At 75.9% G+C, this 21,131-nt stretch carries 19 protein-coding genes and 2 tRNA genes; 11 read left to right on the top strand and 10 right to left on the bottom strand.

What is annotated here, in order from left to right; translation table 11 throughout:
• The first annotated feature begins 144 nt into the window (after positions 1-144).
• A complete protein-coding gene (locus OSB71_RS19990; RefSeq protein WP_265949936.1) occupies positions 145-1,644 on the top strand; it encodes an NsdA family TPR-like regulatory protein in 1,500 nt (499 codons plus the stop codon).
• Positions 1,645-1,685: 41 nt separating this feature from the next.
• Here OSB71_RS19990 and OSB71_RS19985 read toward each other — a convergent pair whose 3' ends face one another.
• Positions 1,686-2,291 carry a histidine phosphatase family protein gene (locus OSB71_RS19985; protein ID WP_265949934.1) on the bottom strand — a complete coding sequence of 202 codons (606 nt, stop codon included), beginning with the start codon at positions 2,289-2,291 and terminating at the stop codon, positions 1,686-1,688.
• A gap of 129 nt (positions 2,292-2,420) precedes the next feature.
• Here OSB71_RS19985 and OSB71_RS19980 point away from each other — a divergent pair, with 129 nt between their 5' ends.
• The 6 genes from OSB71_RS19980 to OSB71_RS19955 all read left to right on the top strand — a co-directional run bounded on the left by OSB71_RS19980 (position 2,421) and on the right by OSB71_RS19955 (position 8,050).
• The gene (locus tag OSB71_RS19980) at positions 2,421-3,680 is read left to right on the top strand and encodes a hypothetical protein (protein ID WP_416237299.1); all 1,260 of its coding nucleotides are present in this window, start codon (positions 2,421-2,423) and stop codon (positions 3,678-3,680) included.
• A complete protein-coding gene (locus OSB71_RS19975; RefSeq protein ID WP_265949930.1) occupies positions 3,677-5,251 on the top strand; it encodes a hypothetical protein in 1,575 nt (524 codons plus the stop codon). The genes OSB71_RS19980 and OSB71_RS19975 overlap by 4 nt, the downstream gene beginning before the upstream one ends.
• A gap of 173 nt (positions 5,252-5,424) precedes the next feature.
• Positions 5,425-6,711: an AAA domain-containing protein gene (locus OSB71_RS19970; RefSeq protein ID WP_265949986.1), complete on the top strand. Its 1,287-nt coding sequence runs from the start codon at positions 5,425-5,427 to the stop codon at positions 6,709-6,711.
• Positions 6,712-6,828: 117 nt separating this feature from the next.
• A complete protein-coding gene (locus tag OSB71_RS19965; RefSeq protein ID WP_265949929.1) occupies positions 6,829-7,191 on the top strand; it encodes a DUF8844 domain-containing protein in 363 nt (120 codons plus the stop codon).
• Between the two features lie 147 nt (positions 7,192-7,338).
• Complete coding sequence (locus tag OSB71_RS19960; RefSeq protein WP_265949927.1) at positions 7,339-7,986, top strand: hypothetical protein; 648 nt, start codon at positions 7,339-7,341, stop codon at positions 7,984-7,986.
• Positions 7,977-8,050 (top strand) — tRNA-Lys (locus OSB71_RS19955). Before OSB71_RS19960 ends, OSB71_RS19955 begins: the two co-directional genes overlap by 10 nt.
• A 77-nt stretch (positions 8,051-8,127) precedes the next feature.
• Here the strand turns inward: OSB71_RS19955 and OSB71_RS19950 are convergent.
• Complete coding sequence (locus OSB71_RS19950; protein WP_416237298.1) at positions 8,128-9,399, bottom strand: M6 family metalloprotease domain-containing protein; 1,272 nt, start codon at positions 9,397-9,399, stop codon at positions 8,128-8,130.
• Between the two features lie 388 nt (positions 9,400-9,787).
• Here OSB71_RS19950 and OSB71_RS19945 point away from each other — a divergent pair, with 388 nt between their 5' ends.
• Positions 9,788-11,482, top strand: a complete 1,695-nt coding sequence (locus tag OSB71_RS19945; protein ID WP_265949982.1) for a putative bifunctional diguanylate cyclase/phosphodiesterase — start codon at positions 9,788-9,790, stop codon at positions 11,480-11,482.
• A gap of 141 nt (positions 11,483-11,623) precedes the next feature.
• On the opposite strand, the gene OSB71_RS19940 is transcribed toward OSB71_RS19945, so the two are convergent.
• Complete coding sequence (locus OSB71_RS19940) at positions 11,624-12,367, bottom strand: maleate cis-trans isomerase family protein (protein WP_265949925.1); 744 nt, start codon at positions 12,365-12,367, stop codon at positions 11,624-11,626.
• 41 nt (positions 12,368-12,408) lie between these two features.
• Complete coding sequence (locus OSB71_RS19935; protein ID WP_265949923.1) at positions 12,409-13,383, bottom strand: maleate cis-trans isomerase family protein; 975 nt, start codon at positions 13,381-13,383, stop codon at positions 12,409-12,411.
• A gap of 212 nt (positions 13,384-13,595) precedes the next feature.
• On the opposite strand from OSB71_RS19935, the gene OSB71_RS19930 reads away from it, so the two are divergent.
• The 3 genes from OSB71_RS19930 (at position 13,596) to OSB71_RS19920 (ending at position 16,717) form a co-directional block, all read left to right on the top strand.
• Complete coding sequence (locus tag OSB71_RS19930; RefSeq protein WP_265949922.1) at positions 13,596-14,555, top strand: D-2-hydroxyacid dehydrogenase; 960 nt, start codon at positions 13,596-13,598, stop codon at positions 14,553-14,555.
• A 13-nt stretch (positions 14,556-14,568) separates the two neighbouring features.
• A complete protein-coding gene (locus OSB71_RS19925; RefSeq protein ID WP_265949920.1) occupies positions 14,569-15,996 on the top strand; it encodes an amidase in 1,428 nt (475 codons plus the stop codon).
• 220 nt (positions 15,997-16,216) lie between these two features.
• On the top strand, positions 16,217-16,717 hold the full coding sequence (locus OSB71_RS19920) for a DUF3830 family protein (RefSeq protein WP_265949919.1): 501 nt from the start codon (positions 16,217-16,219) through the stop codon (positions 16,715-16,717).
• A 74-nt stretch (positions 16,718-16,791) separates the two neighbouring features.
• On the opposite strand, the gene OSB71_RS19915 is transcribed toward OSB71_RS19920, so the two are convergent.
• The 6 genes from OSB71_RS19915 to ehuB form a co-directional block, all read right to left on the bottom strand.
• A tRNA-Lys gene (locus tag OSB71_RS19915) sits at positions 16,792-16,865 on the bottom strand.
• Positions 16,866-16,982: 117 nt separating this feature from the next.
• Positions 16,983-17,735, bottom strand: a complete 753-nt coding sequence (locus tag OSB71_RS19910) for an IclR family transcriptional regulator (RefSeq protein ID WP_265949917.1) — start codon at positions 17,733-17,735, stop codon at positions 16,983-16,985.
• Positions 17,736-17,988: 253 nt separating this feature from the next.
• Positions 17,989-18,819 carry an ectoine/hydroxyectoine ABC transporter ATP-binding protein EhuA gene (ehuA, locus tag OSB71_RS19905; protein WP_416237297.1) on the bottom strand — a complete coding sequence of 277 codons (831 nt, stop codon included), beginning with the start codon at positions 18,817-18,819 and terminating at the stop codon, positions 17,989-17,991.
• Positions 18,809-19,456, bottom strand: coding sequence for an ectoine/hydroxyectoine ABC transporter permease subunit EhuD (ehuD, locus tag OSB71_RS19900; protein ID WP_265949916.1), 648 nt, complete (start codon positions 19,454-19,456; stop codon positions 18,809-18,811). Before ehuD ends, ehuA begins: the two co-directional genes overlap by 11 nt.
• Positions 19,453-20,205: an ectoine/hydroxyectoine ABC transporter permease subunit EhuC gene (gene ehuC, locus OSB71_RS19895; RefSeq protein WP_265949914.1), complete on the bottom strand. Its 753-nt coding sequence runs from the start codon at positions 20,203-20,205 to the stop codon at positions 19,453-19,455. Before ehuC ends, ehuD begins: the two co-directional genes overlap by 4 nt.
• On the bottom strand, positions 20,202-21,125 hold the full coding sequence (gene ehuB / locus OSB71_RS19890) for an ectoine/hydroxyectoine ABC transporter substrate-binding protein EhuB (protein WP_323055320.1): 924 nt from the start codon (positions 21,123-21,125) through the stop codon (positions 20,202-20,204). Before ehuB ends, ehuC begins: the two co-directional genes overlap by 4 nt.
• Positions 21,126-21,131 lie beyond the last annotated feature (6 nt).

Genomic DNA, 21,131 nt, shown 5'->3' with positions numbered 1-21,131 from the left:
TGGGTTACAACGGCCGGTCCGGCCCGGAGGGCACGGTGGACGCGGCGGCGGAGGATGGCACTTCATGGCAGAACGCGGAGCGGATTTCCGCTTTGTCGGCGCACGCCGCCAGGTGGCCGGAGGCCGTCCGTGTACCGTCCGGACATGGCGTCGTCACCGTCCACGTCATCGGGTCCCGGTCCGCTCCCCCCGCCGGCGGGGGGAGCGGGCCCCCGGCCCAACACGGCCTTCAGGAAACTGCGCGGCCACCGCTCCGCCGGCGAGTTCGCCGCGGCCATCCGCCGCGCGGCACGCGAGATCGGCGAGCACGTGTCGTGCGACGCCCGGTACGTCGGCCGGGTGGAGGCCGGGGAGATCCGTTGCCCCAACTACGCCTACGAACGGGTGTTCCTGCACATGTTCCCCGGGTGCACGCTCGCGGACCTGGGCTTCGCCCCCCGGGAGGTGGTCCGGGGACGCGCGGCGCGCCGGGGGGCGCGACCCACGGGGACGCAGGACCGACCGGCGGCGGCCGGGCCCCTTGGGGCGGACGCCACTGAGACCCCCGCGTCCCGGACCCACCCGACCCGAGCCCACCTGACCGAGACCCACCCGACCGAGACCCATCCGACCGAGACCCACGACAGCGACGAGGAGAGCGACGTGCTGCGTCGCGCGTTCATGACCGGCGGCCCGACCGCCATGGCCGCCTTCCTGGGCCTGGGGCCCGGCCGGACCGAGGACGCCTGGGCGGTGCCGCCGTCCGCCTCCGCCCGGGCGGGCGAGAGCGAGGCCGGGGCCGTGGAGGAGGCGGTCCGGCAGATCCGGGTGCTCGACGACCAGCACGGCGCCGACGCGCTCTACCAGCGGGCCGGCGCCGTGCTGCGCGGGGCCTACCGGATGCTGGACGTGGGCGTCCGGCGGCGTTCGGTGGCCGACCGGATGCACGCGGGCGCCGGGGAGCTGGCCATCTCCGTCGGCTGGCTGGCGCACGACTCCGGCCGGTTCGCCGAGGCCCACTCCCACTACGCCGAGGCCCTGGCCACCTCCCGGCTCAGCGACGACGCCGCGCTGGAGGCGCACGCGTTCTGCAACACCGCCTTCCTGGCCCGGGACGCGGGCCGTCCCCGGGAGGCGGTGCGGGCGGCGCAGGCCGGGCAGAGCGCGGCCGCCCGGGTCGGCTCGGCCCGGCTCTCGGCGCTGCTGGCGCTGCGGGAGGCGGGCGGCCGCAGCGGGCTGGGCGACCGCGCGGGGTGCCAGGAGGCGCTCGGCCGCGCCCAGACCCTGTTCGCCCGGGGCCCCTCGGACGCCGATCCGGAGTGGATGAGCTTCTTCGGCGAGGCCGAGCTGGCGGGGCTGGAGGCGCAGTGCTGGGCGGCGCTCGGGGAGTTCGGCCGGGCGGCGGCGTGCGCGCGGCGCGCGGTGGCCCTGCAGCGGCCGCACTTCGTGCGCAACACCGCGCTGTTCACGGCCGAGCTGGCCGGCGACCTGGCGGCCGACGGCGCGGTGGAGGAGGCGGCGGCCCAGGGCGCCCGGGCGCTGGACCTCATGGCCACGGTGCACTCGTCCCGCATCCAGGCCATGCTGCGCCGCACGGCGCGCCGGCTGCGGCCCCACCGGCGGGAGCCGCGCGTCGCGGCGTTCCTGGCGCGCGCCGCGCGCTGACGCGGGCCGCGCGCTGACGCGGGCGCCGTCCCCGGTCGGCGTCAACCGGTGACGTGCGCGGTGTCGTTCCAGCGCTCCACGGCCGGCATGCCGTAGGCCCAGCCGAGCACCGACAGGGCGCACGCGTCCAGCCGGAGGCGGGCGCCGAAGTCCAGGTCCAGCCCCAGCCAACGGGCGGCCAGGGCGCGCAGGAAGTGCCCGTGGGCGAAGACCAGCACGTCGCGCTCGGCCGAACGGGCCCAGGCCACCGCCTCGTCGGCGCGGGCCGCGAGCTGCGCCCGCGTCTCCCCGTCGGCGACGCCGTCCCGCCAGATCAGCCAGTCGTCCCCGGCGCGGGCCCGGATCTGCGGGGTGGTCAGCCCCTCGTACGCGCCGTAGTCCCACTCCAGCAGCGCGTCCCAGGGGCGGGCACGGGGCCCGAACCCGGCCAGCTCGCACGTCTGGGCGGCGCGCGCGAGCGGGCTAGTGCGCACCTCGACGCCGGGCAGGCCGTGCCACGGCGCGCGGCGCAGGCGCTCGCCGAGCAGCTCCGCCGTCCGGCGCCCCTCGTCGACGAGCGGCAGGTCCGTGCGGCCGGTGTGCCGTCCGAGCCTGGACCACTCCGTCTCGCCGTGCCGCACGAGCAGGATGCGCGCTGGATTCGCCATGCGGACCATTCTCCCCGCGCCCACCAGGCCGGGGGCACCGGGGGCGCCCGCCCGGCGCGCCGCACGGCCCGGCGCCCGTCCCCGGCCCGCGGGCACGGGGCTGGGCCGGTGTCGGCGGGGGATGCCACACTGCGGCGGGTGACGTACGTGAACCACCGGACGCCCGCCGCGGGCCTGCGCCGACGGCTGGCCGAGCTGCGCGGCCCGGCGCACCCACCGCGCCCGCTGGACGCCCGCGCGCTCGCGGCGCTGGCCGCGAACCCCGGCTGCCGCCGCCGCGCCCTGCTGGACGGCGCGGGCGTGGACAAGGCGGCCCTGGCCCGCGCCCTGGGCGCCCCCGCGCCGTTCGGGCAGTCGCAGTTCGCCTTCGCCCGGGGCCACGCGTTCGAGGCCCGGGTGCACGCCGACGGCTGCGCCGCGCTGGTGGGCCTGCTGCGCGCGGCCACCGGCGACACCGGGCCCGAGCCCACCGGCGTGGAGGTGCCCGACCTGACGGCCGACGGCCCGGCCGGGCGGGCCGCCCGCACCCGGCTCGCCCTCGCCGAAGCCGACGACCGCGCGGCCCGCCCGGACGGCGGCGCGGTGTGGACGGTGCTGGTGCACCCGATGCTGGCCCTGCCGGTCGCCGGGTCCCCGGTGCACCTGGAGCCGGACGCGGTCGCCGTCGCGCCGGACGGCACCCGCACGGTCGTGGAGGTCAAGTCGTTCCCGATCCTGGACGGCACCGCCGACCCGGCCAAGGTGGGCGGCGCCGCGCGCCAGGCGGCGGTGTACGCGCTGGCGCTGGAGGAGTCCGGCGGCCCGGTCGCCGACGCCCTGCTCCTGGTCTGCCCCAAGGACTTCTCCAACCTCCCCACGGCCGCCGCCGTCGACCTGCGCCGCCAGCGCGCCGCGGTGCGCCGCCAGCTCGCCCGGCTCACCGGGCTCGCGGACATCGCGGCCGCCGTCCCCGAGGGCGTCACCTTCGACGTGGAGCGCCCCGGGGCGGAGCTGGCGGCCGCCGTGGCCGACGTCCCGGCCGCCTACGCGCCGGAGTGCCTGGCCACGTGCGAGCTGGCCTTCCACTGCCGGGAGCGGGCCCGCTCCGGCGGCGAGGTGACGGTGCTGGGCCGCGCGGTGCGCGGCGAGCTGGGCGCGCTGCGGACGGTGGACGCCGTGCTGGCCGCCGCACACGGCACCGCGCCGGGCGCCGGGGCCGAGGGCGGCGGTCCTGAGGACACCGGGGCCGAGGACGCCGGCGCCGTGCCCGACCCGGCCGTCGCCGCCCTGCGCCGCGCCGCCCGGCTGCGCGCCGAGGCACTGGCGCAGGCGGGGCACGCGGCACCGGCTCCGACGCCCGCGCCCGGGGCGCCACCGCCGCGGGCCGCCCGGGACGGGGGCGGGCGATGACGCTCCTGGCGACGCTGGCCCGCGTGGAGGCGGCCGCCAGCGGCCGGGCCCAGCCACTGGCCACCGTGCGCCACCGTCACCTGGCCGAGCACCCCATGGTGTTCGTGCCGCTCACCACGGCGGGTGAGGCGGGCGCCCCGCTCGGCGCGCTGGTCGGTACCGACCCGGCCGCTCCGACGCTGCTCACCGTCCCCCAGCCGCGCGACCGCGACCTGCGGTTCCGCTTCCTCGCCGAGCTGGCGGACGTGCTGCTGCCGCACCTGGAGTCGGCGCAGGACGCGGTGGAGACCGTGCCCCGCCGCTCCGGCGAGGCGGCCGAGCGGTGCGTGGACGCGCCGCAGCTCGTCGTGCCCAACGCCGGGGGCGTCGCGTTCGTCCGGCTGCTGGGCCGCTCGATGCGGTTCCGCCGCACCGCCGAGGAGGACCCGGACGCGCCCCATCCCGCGCCCGCCCGGGTGCCGCTGCTCGGCCGGTGGCTCACGCACTACGGCGAGCGGGCCCGCGTCCCCGGCTCCGCGCTGCTGCTGTCGGCCACGGAGCTGCTCACCCGGCACTGGGCCACCGGGCAGAGCCCGCTGGAGGACCAGCACCTGGGCGCCCTGCTGGCCTGGCTGCGCGCGGCCGAGGCGGACGTGCCCGGCCGGGACGGCGGCGACGGGCGAGACGGCGGCGACGGACGGGACGGCGGTGGCGGTGCGGCGGGCGCGCGGGCCGCCCTGCGCGCCGAGACCGAGCGGGACGCCGAGGGCCTGCTGCGCACCCCGCCGGCCGGGCCCGCCACCGACCCGGCGTTCGACAACCAGCGCCTCGCCCCGGCCGTGGCGCGCTACGACGCGGGAGTGTTCGGCGCGGAGGCCGAGATCCGCACCCTGCTGGCCACCCAGCTACGCCCCACCTGGGACGCGGTCTGGGAGGCGCTGGAGCGCGTGCGCGCGCTGCCGCCCGGTGAGCGCGTCGCGGCCCGCTGGGAGGGCGACCGCTGGTCCTACACCGCGCACCGCGACCGGCTGCGCGCGGGCGAGCCGCCGCAGCCGCGCCGGGACGACGCGGTGACGGCGGCCCGCAAGCTGGCCGCGCGCGAGCGCGACCAGGCCCGGCTCTCGGCGCAGGAGGCGCTGGACGACCCGCTGGTCCTAGCCGGTCGGCGGCTGGCGGGCGAGGCGTTCGCCGGCGAGGTCACGGCGGTGGAGGAGGCGTACTCCACCGGGCGGCGCCCGATGCCGCGCCCGCTGGTGACCGTCCGCACCGGGGACGAGCCGCAGCTCGCCGTGGGCACGAAGGTGTACCGCGTCCTGCCGGGCGACGGCAGGACGCAGGGCGGGGAGTGCGCGGCCCTGCCGGGGCCGGGCCTGGTCACCGTGCGGCTGACGGGCGGGATGGGGCGCGGAGCCCAGCCCGCGGCCGGTTCCGTGCCGGTGGCGGGCGACACCGTGTGCTGGACGCTGTTCGAACACCAGCCGCGCGGCGGCCCGGACCTGCCGGACCCGGAGGACACCCCGTGGACGCACGGCGGCCCGCCGGCCGGTGGACCCGAGGAGCCGGACCGCGCCACCGGGGAGGACCTGCTGTGACCGCCACCGACCACCGCCCCGGCCCGGACCACGCGGCCCGGGCCACCCAGCCGGCGGACGGCACCGGCCCGGGCACCGGCACCGGCCCGGGCGCGGCCGCCGGCCCGGGCGCGGCCGCCGGCCCGGGCGCGGCCGCCGACCCGGGCGCGGCCGCCGCCGCGGCCACGGACGCCATCCTGGCCGACACCCTCTCCCACACCGCGCGCGGCGTGGTGGTGGACTCCCCACCCGGCGCGGGCAAGTCCACGCTCGTGGTGCGCGCGGCCCGCGAGATCGCCGCGACCGGGCGCCCGCTGATGATCGTCGCGCAGACGAACGCGCAGGTGGACGACCTGGTGGAGCGGCTGGCCACGGCCGAGCCCGAGCTGGGCGTGGGGCGCCTGCACAGCAGCGACGCCCACCCCTACGACCCGGCGCTGGACCGGCACGCGCAGGTGCGCACCTCGGCGAAGGCCGCCGACCTGGCGGGGCTGCCGGTGGTCGTCTCGACCGCCGCCAAGTGGGCGCACGTGCGCCCGCCGGACGACGTGCCGTGGCAGCACGCCATCGTCGACGAGGCGTACCAGATGCGCTCGGACGCGCTGCTGGCCGTGGCGCGGCTCTTCCAGCGGGCGCTGTTCGTCGGGGACCCGGGGCAGCTCGACCCGTTCAGCCAGGTGGGGACCGACCAGTGGGCGGGGCTGAGCCACGACCCGTCCGCGAGCGCCGTCACCGCGCTGCTGGCGCACCACCCGGACCTGCCGCAGCACCGGCTGCCGGTGTCCTGGCGGCTGCCGGCGTCCGCGGCCCCGCTGGTGTCGCGCGCGTTCTACCCGTACACGCCGTTCCGCAGCGGCACCGGGCCCGGCGAGCGGCGGCTCGCCTTCGGCGCCGGGGCGGACGGCTCGGCGGTGGACGGGGTACTGGACGAGGCCGCCCGTTCCGGGTGGGGCCTGCTGGAGCTGCCCGCCGCGCACACCCCGCGCACCGACCCGCAGGCGGTGGCCGCGGTGGCGCGGGTGGTGGGCCGCCTGCTGGCCCGCGAGGCGGTGACCGCCGACGAGCGCACCCCGCGGCCGGTGCCGCTGACGGCCGACCGGGTCGCCGTCGGCACCGCGCACCGCGACCAGGCGGCGGCCGTGCGGGCGGCGCTGACCGCGCTGGGCGTCACCGGCGTCACGGTGGACACGGCGAACCGGCTGCAGGGGCGGGAGTACGACGTCACGGTGGTGCTGCACCCGCTGTCCGGGCGGCCGGACGCGACGGCGTTCCACCTGGAGACCGGGCGGCTGTGCGTGCTGACCTCCCGGCACCGGCACGCGTGCGTCGTGGTGTGCCGGGCCGGTGTTCCGGAGCTGCTGGACGACCACCCCTCGGCGGAGCCCGTGACCCTCGGCGTGCCGGTGCGGTTCCCGGACGGCTGGGCCGCCCAGCAGACTGTGCTCGCCGAGCTGGGCGCGCACCGGGTGACCCAGGCGTGAGCGGGGGCGTGAGCGGGGCGTGAGCGAGGCCACCGCACACGGGCCGGGCGACGGGGCAGACAGTTCGTCCGGGTAAGCGGGAGAATGGTCGATGGTCCTACGAACGGGAGGTAGTCCATGTCCGAGCCGCGTCCGGCCGCGGATAGTCCGGGCGGCGAGCCGCGGTTCCGGCGGCCCGCGCCCCTGACCTTCGAGCCCGCGGCGGCGGCGGAGGACACCGAGCACTTCTTCGACCTGGAGTCGATCCACGACCCCAGGGAGCTGCTGGCCCGCTCGACGGAGCTGGCCACGGCGTTCCAGGCGGCGGCGGACCGGGCGGTGGAGTACCAGGCGATGGCGGCGGCCCAGCTCGCCGATCCGCGCCGCTTCGACCGGCTCCCGGAGGCCGCCATCGCCGACCGCGCGGCCTGGACGGAGGACTACGCGCGCCGCATGGTCGCCTTCGGACGCCACCTGATCGACGGCCGCGTGGAGGAGTGAGCCGACCGCTCGCGCACCCGCCCGGCGGCGCCCGGCAGCCGTCGGCGGCATATGCGGGGGGCAGACCATAGCGGACACCCCCCGCGGCTGTCCTCGTTTTGGTCGAGTTGCGTAGTCGTTCGGCCACGCGGGGTACACCTGAATGTCATGAGCAGCGATTCCCCCCGCACCGTGTGGCAGGACCTCGACGACGACCTCGCCCGGGAGGTCAGCGCGGGCGCGGCCTGGCTGGCGTCGGCGAGCCGGTTCCCGCGCAGCGTGCACGCCCTGTGGTCGGCGCGGCCGGAGGTCCCGCAGCCGCTGCCCTGCGGGACGGTGTTCGACGCGGTGAGCGCGCCCGGCCTGTTCGGCCGGCGCATGCTGGCGCACCTGCTGCGGCTGGACGCCGAGGGCCGCCCGGGCAGCGGCCCCGTGGCGGTGGACCGGGACCGGCTGCTGTTCCTTGCCGCACCGGGCACCGCCGCCCGGCTCCCGGCGCTGCTGCGCTGGGAGGAGTGGCAGCGGCCGCCCGCGGCGCCCGGCACCGGCGGGGCGGCGCTGCCGCCCCTGCTGGGGTACGGCTCCGGGGACGTGGTGCCCCTGCCGGCCCCGCCCCGCCCGGGGCGCCCGCTGGACCGGGGCGCGCGCTGGCTGGTCGGGCCGGACGCGTGCGGGGGCTGGCTGCCGGGGCCCGAGCGGCTGCTGTGGGCCGCCGTGCGCGCGGTCCGCGCTGGTCGCGGCCCCGCGTCGCGTCCGGCGATTTCCGCTCCCGCGCGGCCGGGTGCTAGGGTCTACGACGTCACCAGGCGCCGCTAGCTCAGTTGGTTAGAGCAGCTGACTCTTAATCAGCGGGTCCGGGGTTCGAGTCCCTGGCGGCGCACCGGTAGCCGAAGGCCCTCCGCGCGAGCGGGGGGCCTTCGCGCGTGCGGGGTCGCTCACGCACGGCGGGTGAGCCGCTCACGCGTGGCGGGTGATGCGCACCGTCCACTCCCCCGACTCCGCGCGGTCCAGCGCGGTGATGTGCACGGAACCGCCAACCACCGGCACCGACAGGCTCTCCCCGACGCCCAGCGGGGCGTCCGCGAGCGGCGGGTGGACGGAGCGGCCGTGGCAGGCGGCGGTCCCGGGGTGGCCGTCGAGCACCTCGACGGGTCCGGCCGCCGAGGCGGTGTCGCTGCGCACCCGGTAGACGAGCACTCCGCCGCGGCACAGCCCGGCGTCGTTGCCGACCGGCTCGCGCACCTCGACCGCGACGGCCTCGCTGGGCCCTGTCCGCACCACCGCCAGCCGCTTCCCGGCGCCCGGGCCGCGCTCGGCCGGGGCCCGGCCGAGCGGCTGGAGCGCGTGCAGGGTGGTGCCGGGGCCGCCCACGCAGTCGACGTGCCGCTCCCCGAGCCAGCCCAGCTTCCACTTGTGCCAGCCGAAGGGGTCGGGGGCGAGCCCGAACTGGCTGCCCATGAGGTCCCAGTCACCGACGTGGGTGTCCCAGTCGCCCTTGCCGTCGCGCGGCCGGTGGTAGAGGTCGGGCAGGTCGAAGACGTGCCCGGTCTCGTGCGCGAGCACGTTGCGGTCGGCCGGGAAGCGCTCGAAGACGGTGACGATGCGGCGCAGCTCGGTGCCGTCCACGGCGACGGGCTCGGCGAAGTTGACGACCTTGGTCGCGTCGGAGTCCACCCCGGGGGCGTCGGGGTCGGCGACGAAGTAGACGACGTCGTAGTCCGCGAAGTCGACCTCGGGGTCGGTCGCGGCCAGGGCGTCGCGCACGAAGGCGGCCCGGTGCTCGGCGTCCCAGTCGCGCGCTATCCCGTAGGAGCGGGAGGGCTGGGGCATGGCCGTCCACCGCGGCCGGGTGTGCAGGCGCAGGTCGAGCCGCCCGTAGGAGGCGCGGGTGAAGAAGTCGGCGGTGCCGGGGAAGTGGTCGGCCACCAGTTGCGCCGGGTGGGTGAGGGGGCGGGCGTCGGGGAAGGAGAGGAAGACCATGACGGCGTCGACGGTGCGCTCGGGGCGCACGTAGGCGTCGTTCCAGGTGTCCAGGCCGAGCGAGTGGTGGGCGTCGGTGCGCTCCAGGGCGCACGGCGGGGGCGCGAAGGGGTCGTGCACCGGCCCGGCGAAGGACGAGGTGCCCACGACGGCCGCGAGCGCGGCGCACACCGAGGCGGGACGGCGCAGCCGCCCGGCGCCCGGGGGCCGGGCGGGGCCCGCACGGCGCGTCCGGGAGCCGGGCGGTATCCGGCGCGGCGGGTGCGCGGGGGGCGCGGAACGCTCAGAACGCACGTCGACCTCCGGGGAGCGGACCGGGACGGATCACGGATGTCCTGCTCCACTGTGTTCCGATACCTCCCGTTTCGTCCCGCTGGACTAGGCCGAGCGAGCCCAGGGCCGGGTTTCACTTTGCGTAGCCACGCCGGGCGCCCCCGTGTGACCCCGAAGTACCGCACTGGTGTGCGCCCGCGTCCCCGTCCCGGGTGTCACCCACGTGGACGTTGCTGGCCCAACCCGACCAGAACCCCCTATGATCGGCTGACTTTCCCGTCACGAACCCCTCCGGGAGCGATCGGTGAACGCAAGCCTGGACGCGCCGGGCGACGGCCCGCACGCCACCGGAGCAGCACCCCGCCTGATCACGGAGAGTAGTGGTCGGTGGTTCCGCGCCGCGTTCGACGGCGCCCGGCTGGCCATGGCCGTCGTCGATCCCGCGGGCCGCGTCCTGGCCGCCAACCCGGCGTTCGGGCGACTCATGGACGCCCCGGCCGAGGAGCTGACCGGACTGCCGGTCAGCGAGCTGGCCCCGCTGGGACTGGACGAGCCCACCCGGGCCGCCTGCGCCGCGGTCCTGCGCGGGGACCGGGGGGAGGTCACCCGCACGCGCCGGCTCAAGCACCCCGACGGCAGGCTGCTGTGGGCGGAGGTCACGCTCGCCCCGGCCGGCGCGCCCGGTGCGCCCGCGCTGCTGTCGATCGCGGACGTCAGCGAGCACCGCGCCCTGCGCGACCGCCTGCGCCACCTCCAGCTCCACGACCCCGTCACCCGGCTGCCCAACCGGGCGCTGTTCTTCCAGCGGCTCAGCGCCGCGCTCACCGACAGCGCCACCGGCCGCGTCGGCGTGTGCTACCTGGACGTGGACGGGTTCAAGGCCGTCAACGACACGCTGGGCCACGCGGCCGGGGACGCCCTGCTGGCGGCCGTCGCGCAGCGCCTGGTGCACTGCGCCGCCGGGCAGCGCGACGGCGGCCAGCTCGTGGCCCGGCTGGGCGGCGACGAGTTCGCGCTGCTCGTCGAGGGCTCCACCGGCACCCAGCAGCTCACCGACCTCGCCGACGCCGTCCTGGCCGACCTGGCCGGGCGGCCCTTCGACCTCTCCGGCCGGCGCCACACCGTCACGGCCAGCGTCGGCATCGTCGAACGGCCGGTCGCCGGGACGAGCGCGACGGAGCTGATGCAGGACGCCGACACCACGCTCTACTGGGCGAAGGCCGACGGCAAGGCCCGCTGGACGCTGTTCGACGCCGAGCGCAACGCGCGCCGGATGACCCACCAGGCGCTCTCCCGCGCCCTGCTTCCGGCCGTCGAGCGCGGCGAGTTCACCCTGGAGTTCCAGCCGATCGTCTCCCTGGCCGACGGGACGCTGCGCGGCGTCGAGGCCCTGACGCGCTGGCGCCACCCGCACCTGGGCACGCTCGCGCCCGGGGACTTCATCTCGCTCGCCGAGGAGACCGGCGCGATCGTCCCGCTGGGCCGGTGGGCGCTCGCCGAATCGTGCCGCCAGGCCCGGCGCTGGCAACTGGAGCACACCGGCGCCCCCCCGTACGTGTCGGTGAACGTGGCGGTGCGCCAGGTGTGGGACTCCGACCTGGTGGCGGACGTGGCCGCGGTCCTGCGCGAGACGGGTCTGCCGCCGGGCCTGCTCCAGCTCGAACTGACCGAGTCCGCCGGCGTCGCACCGGCCGGCCGGCCCCTGCGCGCGCTGCACGCCCTGTCCGACATGGGCGTGCGCATCGCCATCGACGACTTCGGCACCGGCTACTCCAACCTCGCCTACCTCAGCCGGCTCCCGGTGCGCACGCTCAAGCTGGACGGCACCCTGGTGCGGGGCTTCCAGAGCCCCGCGCACCGGGGCAACGCGGACGAGGCGATCGTCGCCACGCTCGTGGAGCTGGCCCACAAGCTGGGCCTGACGGTGACCGCCGAGTGCGTCGAGGACCCCGCGCAGGCCGAGCGGCTCCGGCTGATCGGCTGCGACACCGGCCAGGGGTGGCACTACTCCAAGCCGGTGGCCGCCGAGCGCATCTCGGCCCTGCTGGCGGCCGGGTAGCCGCGCGGAGCCCACGCCGGCAGGGGCCGCGCACCAGCAGGCGGTGCGGGGCGCCGGACGCCGCGCACGACGCGCACCGCCTGGCGCCCCGCCCCGCCAGGGGGACGCTCACCCCCCGCCGCCGCCAGGCGCCGCCCGCCGTCAGGCGAACAGCGCGCCGAGCCGGGGGGCGGTGACGGTGAGGTCCAGCAGGCGCAGGCCCTCCCACAGCGTGGCCTGGTTGGCGGTGAGCACCGGCTTGCCCAGGGCCGCCTCCAGGTCGCCGACGACCTCGGCCGTGTGCAGCGCGGTGTCCGGCAGCAGCACGGCCTGCGCGTCGGCGTGGTCCCCGGCCCCGGCCATGGTGAGCACCTCCTCGCGGCCCCAGGTGCCCACCTCGGCGGCGGTGATGATGCCGCTGCCGCGCAGCGCGACGACCTCGATGCCGGCCGCCTTCAGGAACGCGGCGAAGTGCTCGGCGACGTCGGTCGGGTACGTGGCGGCGACGGCGACGCGGGTCACGCCCAGGGCCCGCGCGGCGTGCACGAAGGCGAAGGACGTGCTGGAGGCGGGCACCCCGGCGACCCGGGCCAGCTCGCGCACCTGCTCGTGGGCGCCGTCCCAGCCGAAGACGAAGCTCGCCGAGGTGCACGCCCACACCACGGCCCGCGCGCCGCGCCCGGCCAGCTCGGCCATGCCCTCGGCGAGCCGGTGCGCGGAGCCCATCTCCAGCAGGGCGTCCACCCGGTGCGCGTCCTCCCCGATGTCGGTGTGGACCAGCGGGAGCCGCACGTCGGCCCCCGCCTCGCGCACCATGGCCTCCAGCCGGGGGTAGTCGTCCTGGGCGGAGTAGCCGGGGTAGAGGAATCCGACGGCCCGGCCGTCACCGGACGCGGCGTGCTGCATGGGGGGCTCCGTTTCTCACGCGGGGGTTGGGGGGAATCGGCTCACCGGGGCGGCGGGTCGTCGGGGTAGAGCGGCTCCGCGAGCGGGTCGGCCAGTTCGGCGTCGGCGGCCGGGCCCGGGAGCGCGGAGCCGGCGAGGGCCACCTCGGACGCCGGGCCCGCGCCCGGCTCCGGCGGCCCGTCGGCTCCGCCCGGGCCCCGCTCCGGCTCGGCGCCGGGCCCGGGCGGCCCGGTGCCCGCGTCGGGTCCCGACGGCGTCATCGCCGCCGGGCCGGTTCGGGCCACCGGGTCCAGCAGCGCCTGGTAGGGGCCGACGGCCTGCTTGCCGATGCGGTGCAGCGCCGCCCACACCGTCACCTGGTTGGCCGAGAGCACCGGCATGCGCAGCTCGGCCTCCAACTGCGGGATGACGTCGTAGGTGGGCAGGTTGGTGCAGCTGATGAACAGCGCGTCGGGCGCGCCGGCGGCCGTGGCGTCGCGCGCCATGCCGGTCACGTCGCGGTAGGGCACGCGCCAGATCTCCCGGGTCAGGCCCAGGTAGCTGCGCCCGGTCACCTCGATCCCGGCCTCGCCGAGAAAGTCCTCCAGCGAGTCGGTGACGGACTTGGTGTACGGGGTGACCAGCGCGACCCTGCGGGCGCCGAGCTCGCGCAGCGCGGCCAGCAGGGCTCCGGAGGTGGTGAGCGCGGGCATCTCGCCCGCGTGGCTCATGGCCGCGCTCATCGCCAGCTCGCCGGCCTGCCCGCCGACGAAGGAGCCCGAGGTGCAGGCGTAGGCGACGACCTCGGGCGAGACGGCCGACAGCGCCTGCACGGCCTCGCGCAGCGTCTCGTGCTCGCTGACCAGCCGCGCGAGGTCCAGGCTCACCTCGACCGGGACGAAGGGGGTGCGGGTGAGGTGCAGGGAGACGTCGTCGGGGACCCAGCGCCACAGCTCGCGGTCGAGCGCGAAATCGAAAGGCGCCACGATCCCCACGCCGCGCTGCGGCTCAGGACCGCCGAGAAACGAGACATCCATTGCGAGCCCCTCAACAGACGCAGGTATGGCCTATGGCCGCAAGAAGGAGAGCGAAAAACGAAAGCCGGGACGGAAGCCGGAGACGCCGGGTCAGATGCCTTCGTTGACGAAGGTAGTTTCCCGTACCTACCGTGGTCAATCCTCCGCCTGTTCGTCTTACTCCGCACGGGGTTTGAGAAAACTCCGCCGCGTTTCGGAAGGGTTTCCCGCCCATGTCAAAGCCCCGCGTCCTGGTCCTCGACGACGAGCCGCTGCCCGACCTGCGCCGACTGGCCGGGCGAGCCGAGGTCGTGCACACCGACGAGGCCGGGCTGGCCGCGCAACTGCCCGAGGCCGACGTGCTGCTGGTGTGGAACTTCCTTTCCGACGCTGTGCGCACCGCGTGGGCGGGCGACGGACGCCGGCCCGGCTGGGTGCACACGGCCAGCGCCGGGGTGGACCGGCTGCTGCCGGAGCTGGCCGGGTCCGACACGGTGATCACCAACGCCCGCGGCGTGTTCGACCAGCCGATCGCCGAATACGTGGCCGGACTGGTGCTGGCAATGGCCAAGGATTTTGCCGGGACATGGGAATTGCAGCGCTCGCGCGAGTGGCGGCACCGCGAGACCATGCGGGTCGGCGGAACACGCGCCGTGGTGGTCGGTTCCGGCCCGATCGGCCGGGCTATCGGACGTACCCTCACGGCACTGGGTGTCACGGTGGAAGTCATCGGGCGGAGAGAAAAGGAGGACGCGGAATTCGGCCGTGTCCACGGCAGCGAAGCCCTGGACACGCTGCTGCCGGACGCGGACTGGGTGGTGTGCGCCGCCCCGCTCACCCCGGCGACGGAGAACCTGTTCGACGCCGCCGCCTTCGCCCGGATGCGGCGGGCCACGGGCTTCGTCAACATCGGCCGCGGCGCCCACGTCGTCAGCGCCGACCTGGTGGCCGCGCTGCGGGCGGGCCGGCCGCGGGCGGCGGCGCTGGACGTGTTCGACGCCGAGCCGCTGGCGCCGGACAGCGAGCTGTGGGACGCGCCGAACCTGTGGATCTCCCCGCACATGAGCGGCGACACGATCGGCTGGCGCCAGGACCTGGCCGAGCAGTTCTGCGACAACTTCGACCGCTGGGCGGCGGGCACGCCGCTGCTCAACGTCGTCGACAAGGAGCTGGGCTACGTCCCGGCACACTGACGGGAGGAACGCGTTGACCGATCTCACCGCCCTGACGGCGGCCCAGCTCGTCGCGGGCTACGCCGCGGGGGACTTCTCGCCCGCGGAGGCCACGCGGGCGGCGCTGGAGCGCGCCGAGGCCGTCGACCCGCGGGTGAACGCCTTCGTGCGCATCGACGCGGACGGCGCGCTGGACCAGGCGCGCGCCGCCACCGAGCGCTGGCGGCGCGGCGAGCCCGCCGGGCTCGTCGACGGCGTCCCGGTGACGGTCAAGGACATCCTGCTGCTGCGCGGCTCCCCCACCTACAAGGGCTCCTGGACGATCGGCGACGCCGGCCCCTGGGAGGAGGACGCGCCGTCGGTCGCCCGGCTGCGCGAGCACGGCGCGGTGTTCCTGGGCAAGACGACGACCCCCGAGTTCGGCTGGAAGGGCGTCACCGACAGCCCCCGGCACGGGTCGACCGGCAACCCCTACGACCCCGCGCGCACCGCGGGCGGCTCCAGCGGCGGCAGCGCCGCCGCCGTCGTGCTCGGCGCCGGCCCGCTGTCGCTGGGCACCGACGGCGGCGGCTCGGTGCGCATCCCGGCCGCCTTCAGCGGCCTGTTCGCGCTCAAGCCCACCTACGGGCGGGTGCCGCTGTACCCGGCCAGCGCCTTCGGCACGCTCGCCCACGTCGGCCCGATGACCCGGGACGCGGCCGACGCGGCGCTGCTCATGGACGTCGTCAGCGGCGCCGACCCGCGCGACTGGTCGGCGCTGGACCCGCCGGCCGGACACTTCCGCGACCAGCTCGCCGGCGGGGTCGCCGGACTGCGGGTGGCCTACTCCCCCGACTTCGGCGGCCGGGTGCCGGTGGCGCCGGACGTGGCCGCGGCCGTGCGCCGCGCGGTGGACGCCCTGGCCGCGCTCGGCGCCGAGGTGGAGGAGGCCGACCCCGGCTTCGAGGACCCGGTGGAGGCGTTCCACGTGCTGTGGTTCGCCGGGGTGGCCCGGGTCACCCAGGGGCTGGACGCCGGGCAGCGCGCGCGCCTGGACCCCGCGCTCGTCGAGGTGATCGACCAGGGCGCGGCGTACTCGGCGCTGGACTACCTGGCGGCCGTCGACGTCCGCATGGCGCTCGGGGCGGCCATGGGCGCCTTCCACCAGCGCCACGACCTGCTGGTGACGCCGACCACGCCGACGACCGCGTTCGCCCGCGGGGTGGAGGTCCCCGAGGGCTCGCCGCACCGGCGCTGGACGAGCTGGACGCCGTTCAGCTACCCGTTCAACCTCACCCAGCAGCCCGCCGCCAGCGTGCCGTGCGGGCTGGACGCCCAGGGGCTGCCCATCGGCGTCCAGCTCGTCGCCGCCCGGCACGCCGACGCCCTGGTGCTGCGCGCCGCGCACGCCCTGTACGGCACCGGCCTGCCCGAGCTGCCCCCGCCCCCTCCCCCGGCCGAGCCGCCCGTCGAGCCGCACTGACCCCGCCGGGCGCGGTCCGCCCCCGCCGGCGCGCGCACCGACCGCGCCCAACGGCCCGCACCCACCGACCCGCGCGCACCCCGGCGCGCCCGGGTCAGCACACCCCCGCGCACCCCTCGCGTCCGGCGCACCGCGCGCCCACCGGCGCACCCGACCCGCGGGCCCCGCCCGCGCACCCCCACCGCGCGACCGTCGCGCAACGCAACGACCAGGAGGCACGATGGCCGACCGTTTCATCGAGGTGTCGCTCGACAAGCGCGGCGTGCGCTGCACGGCGAAGCTGCTGGACGACCGGGCGCCGGTCACCTGCGCGGCGGTGTGGAACGCGCTCCCGCTCAGCGGCGACGTCTACCACGCCAAGTACGCGCGCAACGAGATCTACGCCCTGCTGGAGCCGTTCGCCCCGCAGGAGCCCCCGCTGGAGAACCCGACGATCACCCCGATCCCGGGCGACCTGTGCTACTTCACCTTCACCGACACCCAGCTCGCCACCGCCTCCTACGGGTACGAGAGCGACGCCGCGCACGCCGGCCGCCGCACCGTGGTGGACCTCGCGCTGTTCTACGAGCGCAACAACCTGCTGATCAACGGCGACGCCGGGTGGGTGCCCGGCATCGTGTGGGGCAGCGTGGTCGACGGCCTGGACCGCATGGCCGACGCCTGCCAGGACCTGTGGCGCGCCGGGGCCGTCGGCGAGACGCTCTCCTACCGCCGCCTGTGACCGGGACGGCCGCACACGCCGAAGGCCCGCACCGGGTGACCGGTGCGGGGCCTTCGGGGGCCGTGGCCCTCGGGTGCGCCGCCAGGGACTCGAACCCCGGACCCGCTGATTAAGAGTCAGCTGCTCTAACCAACTGAGCTAGCGGCGCCCGTGCCGAAAATCTTACCGTGCTCGCGCGGGTGCTCGTGACCACGGGCGTTCGGCGCCGGCGGGCGCCGCCTCCGCCTCACAGGCGCCGCCCCAGCCTCACGGGGCCGCCTCCGCCTCACAGGGACAGCGACAGCAGCAGCGGCGCCGCCTGCTGACCCAGCTTGCGGGCCGCCCCGCGCAGCCGGTGGGCGTGCTGGAGCGGCATGGAGACCGCCAGGCAGCCCACCGAGGTCCCGGCCGTCAGCGGGACGGCGGCGCACACGGTGCCGACGGCGTACTCCTGGAGGTCCAGCACCGGCACGGTCGGCGGGCGGCTGTCGAGCTGGGAGAACAGGGCCCGCTCGCTGGTCGTGGTGCGCGAGGTGAGGCGGACGGCCTTGTGCCGGGCCAGGTGGTCGCGGCGTCCGTCGTGGTCGAGCTGGGTGAGCAGCGCCTTGCCGACGGCGCTGGCGTGCGCCGCGGCCTTGAAGTCCACCCACTCCGTGACCGGCGGCGCGTGGCGCCCGGCGGCGAACTGGGTGATCTTCACCTCGCCGTCCTCGTAGCGGCTGATGTAGACCGCGGCGCCGAGGTCGTCGCGCAGTTCCACCAGCTTGCACTGGAGCTGTTCGCGCAGCACCCGGCGGCTGCCGGTGGTGCCGAGCCGGGCGAACGCCTCGCCGATGACGTAGTCGCCGTCGGGGAGGCGCCGCAGGTAGCGCTCCGCGCGCAGCATGGCCAGCAGGTGGGTGAGCTGGGCGGGCGGCAGCCGGGTGCCGCGCGCGAGCCCGTCCTCGGATATGCCGTCGCCGTGCCGGCAGACGGTCTCCAGCAGCCGCAGCGCGTGCTGGACCGAACGGAACGGTACGGCAGGCACGGGCTTCGACATCGCCACGGTGTCCCCCTCACAGGTTGTGACCGTCTCCAGCGGTGACCGTGGGCGCCTGAATGCTCGCTTCCGGTCACAGCTCCCCCTCACGATAGCGGCGAACCCCCCACCGGCAACCACCGGTTGCGCGAAACGGCATATGCCACTGACCTGCCCCGGCCGCGCGGCCCGGCCCCCGCCCGACCGGCGTCGCGCGAGGGGCGGCGCCCCGGTCGCCGCGCGGCGCGGGCCGGGAAACGCCGCTCGCCGGGCGCTACAGCACCGCGCTCAGGAACTCGCGGGTGCGCTCGTTGTCGGGGTCGTTGAACATCTTCTCCGGCGACCCGGACTCGATGACGCGGCCCTCGTTGAACATCAGCACGGTGTCGGAGATGTCGCGGGCGAACCCCATCTCGTGCGTCACGCACAGCATGGTGATGTCCGTGGTGTGCGCGATGTCGCGCAGGACGTCGAGCACGCCGGCGACGAGCTCCGGGTCGAGCGCGGAGGTGACCTCGTCCAGCAGCAGCACCTGCGGACGCATCGCCAGCGCGCGGGCGATGGCCACGCGCTGCTGCTGGCCGCCGGAGAGCTGGACCGGGTACTTGTCCATGTGCTCGGTCAGCCCGACCAGGTCCAGCAGCTCCCGCGCGCGCTGCTCGGCCTCGTCCTTCGGCATCCCCAGCACGTGCACCGGCGCCTCGGTGATGTTGCGCAGCACCCTCATGTTCGGAAAGAGGTTGAACTGCTGGAAGACCATGCCGATCTTCTTGCGCACCTCGCGGACGTGCCGCTCGCCGGCGGGCACCAGCTTGTCGCCGCGCCGCTCGTGGAAGAGGTGGTCGCCGTCGACGACGATCTCGCCCTCGTCCGGCTTGAGGAGCGTCATCAGCAGCCGCAGGATCGTCGTCTTGCCCGAGCCGGAGGGGCCGATGAGCGTGACGTGCTTGCCGGCGTCGACGCTGAACTCCAGGTTGTCCAGGACGACGTTGTCGCCGAAGCGCTTGGAGACGCGCTCGAAGCGGATCAGCTCCGCGCCGGCCGCCCTGGTCTCCGTGGACTCCGCCGGGGTGCCGGCCGGGCTGGGGGTGTTCTCACTGGGCAAGACGACGCTCCAGGGCTCGAAGGAGGAGGGAGGCCGGGTACGCGATGAGGATGAAGGCGATCCCCACGACCGTGTAGGCCTCGAACGTGAAGGTGAGGTTGGAGAAGGCCCGGGCCTCGCCGAGCATCTCGAAGGCGCCGATGACGGCGATCATGGGCGAGTCCTTCAGCATCGCCACGACGTAGTTGCCCAGCGCCGGAATGACCCGGCGGATCGCCTGCGGCAAGATCACCGACGTCCAGGTGCGGCGGCGCGGCAGGCTGAGCGCGGTGGCCGCCTCCCACTGGCCGACGGGCACGCCGTCGATGCCGGCCCGGTAGACCTCGGCGGTGTACGTCGAGTAGTGCAGACCCAGGCCGATGACGCCGGTGACCAGCGGGGACATGGACGGCCCGAAGGTGGGCACCACGTAGAAGAGGAAGAAGAGCTGCACCAGCAGCGGCGTGTTGCGGATGAACTCGGTGACGGCCGTCACCGGCCAACTGATCCACTTCCGGTGCGAGCGCTGGGCCATGGCCCACACCAGGCCGAGCGCGAAGGCGATGAGGCTGCCCAGAGCCAGCGCCTGCAGGGTGACGAGGACGCCGTCCCAGAAGGACGGCATGAAGTCCTCGACGACACTCCAGTCCCAGTTCATCCCTGGCCTCCCGCCGTGCCGGTCTTCGCCTGCCGCATCTCACCCTCCGGGCTCAGCTTCAGCGCCAGGAGCCCCCGGAAGCGCCCCTTGCCGCCGCCGCCCTGTCCGATGCCCGCCTTCGCCTTGCGTTCCACGGCGCGCATGATGCGGGTGAGGACGAAGGCGATCACGAAGTAGGAGAAGAGCAGCAGGACGTAGGCGGGCGCGGACTCGTTGGTCGCCAGCCGGGACAGGCCCGCGGCGAAGGTCATGTCGGCCACCGAGATGACCGACACCAGCGCGGTGCCCTTGAGCAGCTCGATCAGCAGGTTGTTGAACGGCGGAACCATCTCGGGCCACGCCTGGGGCAGCTCGATGCGGCGCAGCCGCTGGCCGCGGGTGAAGCTGAGCGCGATGCCCGCCTCCCGCTGCGCCGCGGAGACCGACTGCAGCGAACCGCGCACGATCTCGGACCCGTAGGCTCCGTAGGTGAGTCCGAGGGCGAGCACGCCCGCGTACATCGGCACGAACTGCCAGCCGAACATCAGCGGGAAGGCGAACGCCATCCACAACATGAACACCAGGGCGGACGTGCCGCGGAAGATCTCGAAGTAGGTCCCCGAGACGAAGCGCACGATCCACAGGCGGTGGGTGCGGGCGATGCCGACCACGAAGGCGACCAGGCCGGCCAGGGCGGCGCTGTAGACCGTCACCTGGATGGTGATCCAGACGCCGGGGAGGAACCACTCGTAGAAGATGCCTGAACTCATGAGCACAGCTCCTCTGCCGTGAGATCGGTCATCTCCTCCATCGTGAAGCCGTACGGCCGCACGATCTCCAGCAGCTCCGCGTAGTCGTTCGCCTTGAGCTTGCGGATCTCCTCGTTGAAGGCGTCGCGGAGGTTCTTCTCCGAGAGCCGGAACGCGAAGCCGCCCGCGCCGTACGCCGGCTCGCCGTCCACGACCGGCTGGAAGGGCTCGGTGGTCTCCACCTGCGACTGGCCCCGCACCGCCCGCTTGACGGTGATGTTCGTGCCCACGAACGCGTCCACCCGGCCCTGCGACACCGCGTCCAGGCCGGCCACCTGGTCGGGCAGGACCAGCACGTCGATCCCGTGCGCCTCGGCGTAGGCCACCTGGGCGTACGCCTCGCCGCTGGCCAGTTCCAGCCCCTTGTCCTTGATCGACTGGTAGTCGGTGACGCCGGCCGGGTTGCCCGCGGGCACGATGAAGGCGTCCAGCATCAGGTAGTCGGGATCGGCGAACAGGACCTGCTCGCACCGCGTGGGGTTGATGTACATCCCGGCGGAGACGATGTCGAACTGCTGGGCTTGAAGCCCGGGGATGAGGGCACTGAACTCGGTGGGCACCGGCTCGATGTTGGGCACGCCCAGCCGTTCGAAGATCACCCGGGCGATGGCCGGGGCCTCACCGGCCGCCTCGCCCTCGGAGTTGATGTAGCCGAACGGCGGCTCGCTGGCGATGCCGACGCGGGCGGTGCCGCGGTCGCGCAGGCGCTCCAGGAGGTTGCCGCCCTCCACTTCGCCCGGCGGGGGCATGCGGCTGCACCCTGCCGCGCCCAGGATCCCCAGCCCCGCTACCCCGCCGAGCAGGGCGCGGCGACTGAGGGGTCTACTCCCGATGCCACTGGATTCGCTCAATGTCTGGAACTTCCTCGGTGGTGGAGCCATGGGCGC

It is taken from the genome of Streptomyces marinisediminis (genome assembly GCF_026262575.1).
In the GTDB taxonomy this organism is placed as follows: Bacteria; Actinomycetota; Actinomycetes; order Streptomycetales; family Streptomycetaceae; genus Streptomyces; species Streptomyces marinisediminis.
This window is presented reverse-complemented; position numbering and strand designations above follow the sequence as displayed.

Excerpts from the sequence above, each read along its gene's own strand:
- OSB71_RS19990 (WP_265949936.1), top strand. The coding sequence starts at position 145 with ATGGCGTCGTCACCGTCCACGTCATCGGGTCCCGGTCCGCTCCCCCCG.
- OSB71_RS19985 (WP_265949934.1), bottom strand. The coding sequence starts at position 2,291 with ATGGCGAATCCAGCGCGCATCCTGCTCGTGCGGCACGGCGAGACGGAG.
- OSB71_RS19975 (WP_265949930.1), top strand. The coding sequence starts at position 3,677 with ATGACGCTCCTGGCGACGCTGGCCCGCGTGGAGGCGGCCGCCAGCGGC.
- OSB71_RS19965 (WP_265949929.1), top strand. The coding sequence starts at position 6,829 with ATGTCCGAGCCGCGTCCGGCCGCGGATAGTCCGGGCGGCGAGCCGCGG.
- OSB71_RS19960 (WP_265949927.1), top strand. The coding sequence starts at position 7,339 with ATGAGCAGCGATTCCCCCCGCACCGTGTGGCAGGACCTCGACGACGAC.
- OSB71_RS19940 (WP_265949925.1), bottom strand. The coding sequence starts at position 12,367 with ATGCAGCACGCCGCGTCCGGTGACGGCCGGGCCGTCGGATTCCTCTAC.
- OSB71_RS19935 (WP_265949923.1), bottom strand. The coding sequence starts at position 13,383 with ATGGATGTCTCGTTTCTCGGCGGTCCTGAGCCGCAGCGCGGCGTGGGG.
- OSB71_RS19930 (WP_265949922.1), top strand. The coding sequence starts at position 13,596 with ATGTCAAAGCCCCGCGTCCTGGTCCTCGACGACGAGCCGCTGCCCGAC.
- OSB71_RS19920 (WP_265949919.1), top strand. The coding sequence starts at position 16,217 with ATGGCCGACCGTTTCATCGAGGTGTCGCTCGACAAGCGCGGCGTGCGC.
- OSB71_RS19910 (WP_265949917.1), bottom strand. The coding sequence starts at position 17,735 with ATGTCGAAGCCCGTGCCTGCCGTACCGTTCCGTTCGGTCCAGCACGCG.
- ehuD (WP_265949916.1), bottom strand. The coding sequence starts at position 19,456 with ATGAACTGGGACTGGAGTGTCGTCGAGGACTTCATGCCGTCCTTCTGG.
- ehuC (WP_265949914.1), bottom strand. The coding sequence starts at position 20,205 with ATGAGTTCAGGCATCTTCTACGAGTGGTTCCTCCCCGGCGTCTGGATC.
- ehuB (WP_323055320.1), bottom strand. The coding sequence starts at position 21,125 with ATGGCTCCACCACCGAGGAAGTTCCAGACATTGAGCGAATCCAGTGGC.